Here is a 6,000-nt window from a genome sequence, read left to right on the forward strand (position 1 = left end):
GCAACTCGAGTTGCACCGATCCAACCGAAGTTACGCTTCGACGTCGAACCCGCGCTCGCGAAGCAGCGCCGGCACGCGGTCGCGGTGGTCGCCCTGCAGCTCGATCCGTCCCTCGTCGACGGTGCCGCCGGTTCCCACCGATGATTTGAGATCCGAGGCGATCGACTTGACCTCCGACTTCGGCAGGTCGAACCCCTCAACTATCGTCACCGGTTTGCCGTACCGGCGCTTCTCCATGCGGATCGACAGCAACTGTTCTGCCGCCTCGAGGTCGCCGTGGCTGTCGAGTTCGTCAAGCAGATCGTCGATCGACTCGTCGTTAGACACGTAGTACCAATCGGGGTCGGAGCGCAAAACCCTGTCCCCGGATCGAACGACCGCCGATCGTCAGGATCGACACCCTCGTGGTCCGCCGCTCGAGGCCCGACGGTTCATACGGACGGAACACGACTCTTCGCCGTGCTCCGTCGCGCCCGCGAACTCGGACCGCCGGTGTTGGTACCGCTCGCCTGGACGTTCGTCGTCGCAGCGCATCTCGGCGTCGTCGCCGTTCGGACGCTGTTCATCGCACACGTCGTCATGAGCGCGCTGTTGGCCGTGTTCGCGGTGACCGGCCGATCGGATATGCGACGCGGGACGCTGCTCGTCTGGTGGCGTCTCATCGTCGTCGGCCTGTTCGTGACGCTGTGTGGAACGGCGGGATTCCTGCTCGAGCCGGTTGCCACCCCCCTCCAAGGGATCGCACTGTTCGGCTGGATGCTCCTCCCGGCTGTCGGCTTCGTCGACACGGGACGGCGCGTCCCGAAGGGAACGTGGATCTACCTCGGGGGAGCCGCGGCCTGTGGCCTCGGTGCGGTCGCGTACGCGGTCGGCGTCGCCGCTGCCACCGATTCGATCGCGGTCGCGGGACTCGTCGCGGTCGGTCTCGGCCAGACCGCCGGAATCCTCGACGCCGCGATCCGTTACTGACACCGTCGCTACAGCCGTGATTTGATCGTCTCTGCGGTCTTCTCGCCGACTCCGGAGACGCTCTGGAGATCCTCCGGACTGGCCTCGCGAACGTTCTCGACGCTGCCGAAGCGGCCGAGCAGTCGCTTTCTCGTCTCTGGACCGATCCCGGGAACGTCGTCCAGCACCGTCGAGACGTCGTCACGGATCGTCTGGTGGTACTGGACCGCAAAGCGGTGGGACTCGTCTCGAACCCGCTGGAGGAGGTGGAGGTGGGGCGCGTCGTCCGGCCACGACAGACTTCGGTCGGGCGTCACCACGCGCTCCTCGGCCTTCGCGAGCGCCACGACGGGCACCTCCCAGCCGACATCCTCGAGCGCGTCGCGGGCCGCCTCGAGCTGGCCCTCGCCGCCGTCGATCAGCAGCAGGTCGGGGTCGGGCCGATCGTCTCGGCCCTGGATGGCCCGGCGGGCGCGCCACTCGAGCAATGTCTTCATGTTCGCGTAGTCGTCGTTCTCGTCGGTGAGTTTCTTCCGGCGGTAGTCGGCCTTCTCGGCGTTGCCGTCGACGAAGGTGACGTCGCTTCCGACCGCGAACTTCCCCTGGGCGTGGCTCACGTCGAACCCCTCGATCCGCTCGGCCGACTCGATCTCGAGGGCGTCGGCGAGCATGGCACACTCGTCACGTCCGCCGACGTTGCGCCGGGCGTTCTTGAGCGCGAGGTCGACGAGTTTGGCCTCGCGACCTGCGCCGGGGACGCGAACGGAGACGCCTTCGGCCTCGAGCCAGGCCGCGACCTCGTCGTCGCCGTGGCGCTCGGGAAGGAGGAGGGCGTCCGGAAGGTCCCGTTCGGCGTAGTACTGGACGAGGAAGGCCGCGAGGACGGCGGGGACGCCTCCCGATTCGATCGCGTCGGTGCCGTCGCCCGGCTCCGAGCCGGGCGCCTCGAGCGTGTGTCGGTCCCGATCGACGAGCTTCCCGTTCTCGGCTCGCAGGCGGGCGACCGTGGCGTCTCCCCCCTCGATCGCCACGCCCAGCACGTCGACGGCGCGCTCGTCGCCGGTCGACTGGACGGCCTCGCCGCCCTCGCCGTGGAACGCCTCGACGGTCTCGAGGCGGTCCCGCAGGTTCGCCGCGCGCTCGAAGTTCTGGTCCTGGGCGGCGGTCTCCATCTCCCGGCGCAGCGGATCGGCGAGGATCCCGGTCTCGCCCTCGAGGAAGCGCTCGACGGCAGTGACGTCCTCGTCGTAGCTCTCGAGGTCGATCTCCCGAGTGCAGGGGGCGGTACAGAGGCCCATCTCGTAGTCGAGACACGGTCGATCCCGCCCGGAGTACTTGTGGTCCGAACAGCCCCGGACGCCGTACGTCTCTCGCAGCGCCTTCACGACGACCTCGACCTGTCGTTTGCTTGTGTAGGGGCCGAACACCGTGGCGGACTCGTCGGGATCGCGTGTGATCTCGATCCGGGGGGCCTCGTGGTCCGTAAGCTGGACCATCGGGTACGATTTGTCGTCTTTCAGCCGGACGTTGTACCGGGGCTGGTGGCGCTTGATGAGGTTCGCCTCGAGCAACAGCGCCTGCGTCTCGGTGTCGGTGACCGCGATCTCGATCTCGTCGGCGCGATCGACCATCCGTCGGATGCGGGCGCTTCGCGGGTCGGCGTAGGAGCGAACTCGGCTCCGGAGGTCGACTGCCTTCCCGACGTACAGCGTCGTCCCCTCGGTACGAAACTGGTAGACGCCCGGCTCCCGCGGCAACGACGTCGCACGCTCGCGAACCCCCTCGGCGTTCATCGGCGGGCCTAGGGCGGCGGGGGGTTTCAGCCTGACTCCTCGCGGTCGACGGGCGGCGGGCTCGTCGATCGCTCCGACTCGGGATCGGTTCGAGCCGACTGCCGGAGCGGACGCGGTACATTCTCGGTGCTGGACCCACCAGACCGGGGTATGAGCGAGGAGATCCGCTGCTGGCTGGTCGAACGCGAGTACGACGACAAGGGACTGGTGACGCTAACGTATGCGACGCCCGACGGCGAGTCGGTCTATCGGCGGGAGCTGGCTGCGTCGGCCGCGTCGGGGGTGACGGCCGCGAAGGAGCTCACGCCCGATAAGCTCGAGGGGGTCGCGGACGAGGAGACCCGCGACCGGTACGCGACGGAGGCCGATCGAACCGCGTCGAACTACGATCCCGACGAGCCGATCTGATTCGGCGTTTTTCACTGTCCCGGAAAGGAATATTACGCCGAGTGGCAATCCTTATCGGGAAACGGTGTCTTCACTCGGCCACCAACCATGCCCGCTATCACGGTCGACGGGCTGACCAAGACGTACGGTCAGACCCTCGCGCTCGACGATCTCTCCTTCGAGGTCGAGGAGGGTGAGGTGTTCGGCTTCCTCGGACCGAACGGGGCCGGCAAGTCGACGACGATCAACGTCCTTCTGGATTTCGTCCGTCCGACGGCGGGACGAGTCGAGGTGCTCGGACTCGACGCACAGACCCACAGCCGCGAGATCCGCTCGCGGACCGGGGTGCTCCCCGAGGGGTATCGGACCTACGAACGACTTACCGCTCGCCAACACCTCGAGTTCGCGATGGACTCGAAGGGCGTCGACGACGACCCCCAACGGCTGCTCGAGCGGGTCGATCTGGCCGACGCGATCGACAAGAAGGCCGGCGGCTACTCGAAGGGGATGGCCCAGCGGCTCATGCTCGCGATGGCGCTCGTCGGCGAACCCGAACTCCTCATCCTGGACGAGCCCTCCACGGGACTGGACCCCAACGGCGCCCGCGAGATGCGCGAGATCGTCCGCCAGGAGAGCGAACGCGGCGCGACGGTCTTCTTCTCGAGTCACATCATGGAGCAGGTCGAGGCCGTCTGCGACCGCGTCGGCATCCTCCGCGAGGGCGAGATGGTCGCCGTCGACTCCGTCGCGGGGCTGCGGGAGTCGGTCAGCGACGGGACGGTGTTACGGGTCACCGTCGATCGGCTCGACGACGACGCCATCGAGGCGGTTCGCTCGCTGCCCGACGTCTCCGAAGCCACCGTCGAGAGCGAGGCGCCGCCGACGCTCGCGGTCCGGGTCGACGGCTCGAAGACGGACGTGCTCTCGGCGCTCGAGAACCAGGGCCTTGAGGTCCGTGACTTCTCGACCTCCGAGGCGTCGCTCGAGGAGGTCTTCCAGTCCTACACGACGGAGGTGGGTGCCCGATGAGTACCGAGTCCGAGACGGAAACCGGAACGGCCGACCGCGGGACGACGGCGCCCTCGAGTTCGATCAACCTCGAGAGCGTTCGCGCCGTCGCGAAGAAGGACTTCCAGGATTCGGTTCGCTCGTGGCTGTTCTGGGGACTGAGCCTCTTTTTCTTCACGCTGCTGGTCGCGACGACGGGCGTCGTCTCCTACTTCGGCGAGGACATCGCGGCACAGGGAGCGACGACCGACGTACTCGTCGGCTTCGTCAGCGAGATCACGCGGCTGATCATCCCGCTGATCGCGCTGATCCTGGGCTGGAAGGCCATCGCCGGCGAGCGCGAGTCGGGCAGTATCAAGATCCTGCTCTCCCTCCCCCACTCGCGCAAGGACGTGCTGCTCGGGAAGCTCATCGGACGCTCGGCGGTGCTGTCGCTGTCGCTTACCATCGGGTTCGTCCTCGCCGCGGCCGTCGTCGCCGTCCTGCTCGGCGGGTTCGACGTCGGCGACTACGTCGGCCTGCTCGCAGTCTCGATCCTCTACGGAATCGCCTACACCAGTATCGCCGTCTCCCTGTCCTCGCTGACCCGGTCGACGACGATCGCTGGCGCGGCGATGTTCGGCGTCTTCATCCTCTTCTACGTCGTCTGGAACGCGCTGACGTCCGTCGCGTCGCTGCTGGCCGAGCGAGGGATCCCCTTCTTCGAGACGATCAGCTACACGACCGAAATGCAGGGCCAGGAGGTCGAACTCGAGCGGCTCCCTGACTGGGTGTACTTCGTCGTGAACCTCGATCCCGGGGAGGCCTACGGCCGAACGCTGACGCTCGTCACGGACACCGACATGATCGAGCTTCAGGCCCAGCTCAACGAGGAGATGTTCGGGGGCGACCTTCCCTTCTTCCTGCAGGACTGGTTCGCGCTCCTGATCCTGGTGTTCTGGATCGTCGTCCCGATCGCCGTCGCGCTCTACCGGTTCGACCGGGTCGACCTCTGAGCGGCGGCCGATTCGATCGTCAGCGAAATTTTTCTGATGTCGAGACTATCACGGCGACGTGACCGGAAACTTAGGGTCGCGCCGCCAGTACTCAAATCCGAATGACACGTTGTATCTTCTACGGCGGCAAGGGCGGCGTCGGGAAGACGACCTGCGCGGCCGCGACGGCGACCCAACTGGCCGACGGCGGATTGAAGACGCTCGTCGTCTCGACGGACCCCGCACACTCGCTGTCGGACTCCCTCGAGGCCGATCTCGGTCCCGAGCCCCGAAAACTCGAGCGGGGAGCCGAACCCTCCCTCGAGACCGACTCCGATGGCGAGGCCGAACTCGAGGACGCGGCCGACCTCTGGGCCGCCGAAATCGATCCCGAGACGCGCCAGGAGCGCTACGAGGAGCTCGCACGGGCGCTCGCGGCCGACCTGCGCAGCGCGGGCATCCGGCTCGACGACGAGGAGGTCGAGCGGATCTTCGCCGCCGGGACGCCCGCGGGCGGCGACGAGATCGCCGCACTGGACCTTCTGGTGGAGTACGTCGACTCGGGCGACTGGGACGTCGTGGTTTTCGACACCGCGCCAACGGGCCACACGCTGCGGTTGTTCGACACGCCCGCGGTGGCGGGCCCGTTCCTCGAGACGCTCGGCTCGCTTCGCGGGCAGGCCAGACGGATCGGCACTGCGGCCCGTTCGGCGGTGCTGGGTCCGATGTCGATGTTCGGGGGGAGCGGAGACGGGGCCGACCTCGAGGCGTTCCGGGATCGTCTCGAGCGCTCCCGAGAGCTGCTGCTCGACACCGAGCGGACGGAGTTCCGGGTCGTCCTTACGCCCGAGGGGATGGCGATCGCCGAATCCGAACGCCTCGTCGAGAAA

At 67.5% G+C, this 6,000-nt stretch carries 7 protein-coding genes; 5 read left to right on the forward strand and 2 right to left on the reverse strand.

Translation table 11 applies throughout. The features are described from left to right. Positions 1-30 precede the first annotated feature (30 nt). Positions 31-327 carry a stress response translation initiation inhibitor YciH gene (gene yciH, locus C491_RS08050; RefSeq protein WP_049891613.1) on the reverse strand — a complete coding sequence of 99 codons (297 nt, stop codon included), beginning with the start codon at positions 325-327 and terminating at the stop codon, positions 31-33. Between the two features lie 132 nt (positions 328-459). Between yciH and C491_RS08055 the strand changes: the two genes are divergently transcribed. Beyond that, positions 460-969 (forward strand): hypothetical protein, encoded by a 510-nt coding sequence (locus tag C491_RS08055; protein WP_005555116.1) that lies wholly within the window; start codon positions 460-462, stop codon positions 967-969. A gap of 8 nt (positions 970-977) precedes the next feature. On the opposite strand, the gene C491_RS08060 is transcribed toward C491_RS08055, so the two are convergent. Beyond that, entirely contained in the window at positions 978-2,741 is a 1,764-nt protein-coding gene (locus C491_RS08060; RefSeq protein WP_005555117.1) for an excinuclease ABC subunit C, read from the reverse strand. 150 nt (positions 2,742-2,891) lie between these two features. On the opposite strand from C491_RS08060, the gene C491_RS08065 reads away from it, so the two are divergent. The 4 genes from C491_RS08065 to C491_RS08080 all read left to right on the forward strand — a co-directional run. Next, positions 2,892-3,149 (forward strand): hypothetical protein, encoded by a 258-nt coding sequence (locus tag C491_RS08065; protein WP_005555118.1) that lies wholly within the window; start codon positions 2,892-2,894, stop codon positions 3,147-3,149. 87 nt (positions 3,150-3,236) lie between these two features. Further along, positions 3,237-4,157, forward strand: a complete 921-nt coding sequence (locus C491_RS08070; protein ID WP_005555119.1) for an ABC transporter ATP-binding protein — start codon at positions 3,237-3,239, stop codon at positions 4,155-4,157. Further along, complete coding sequence (locus tag C491_RS08075) at positions 4,154-5,131, forward strand: ABC transporter permease (RefSeq protein ID WP_005555121.1); 978 nt, start codon at positions 4,154-4,156, stop codon at positions 5,129-5,131. The genes C491_RS08070 and C491_RS08075 overlap by 4 nt, the downstream gene beginning before the upstream one ends. Before the next feature lie 101 nt (positions 5,132-5,232). After that, the coding region (locus tag C491_RS08080) for an ArsA family ATPase (RefSeq protein ID WP_005555123.1) at positions 5,233-6,000 on the forward strand (768 nt) is incomplete at its 3' end.

Origin of the sequence: Natronococcus amylolyticus DSM 10524 (genome assembly GCF_000337675.1) — an archaeon.
GTDB classification, from domain to species: Archaea; Halobacteriota; Halobacteria; order Halobacteriales; family Natrialbaceae; genus Natronococcus; species Natronococcus amylolyticus.

Bases quoted from the DNA above. Each gene is read 5' to 3' on its own strand.
- C491_RS08070 (WP_005555119.1), top strand. From the start codon at position 3,237: ATGCCCGCTATCACGGTCGACGGGCTGACCAAGACGTACGGTCAGACC.
- C491_RS08060 (WP_005555117.1), bottom strand. From the start codon at position 2,741: ATGAACGCCGAGGGGGTTCGCGAGCGTGCGACGTCGTTGCCGCGGGAG.
- C491_RS08065 (WP_005555118.1), top strand. From the start codon at position 2,892: ATGAGCGAGGAGATCCGCTGCTGGCTGGTCGAACGCGAGTACGACGAC.
- C491_RS08075 (WP_005555121.1), top strand. From the start codon at position 4,154: ATGAGTACCGAGTCCGAGACGGAAACCGGAACGGCCGACCGCGGGACG.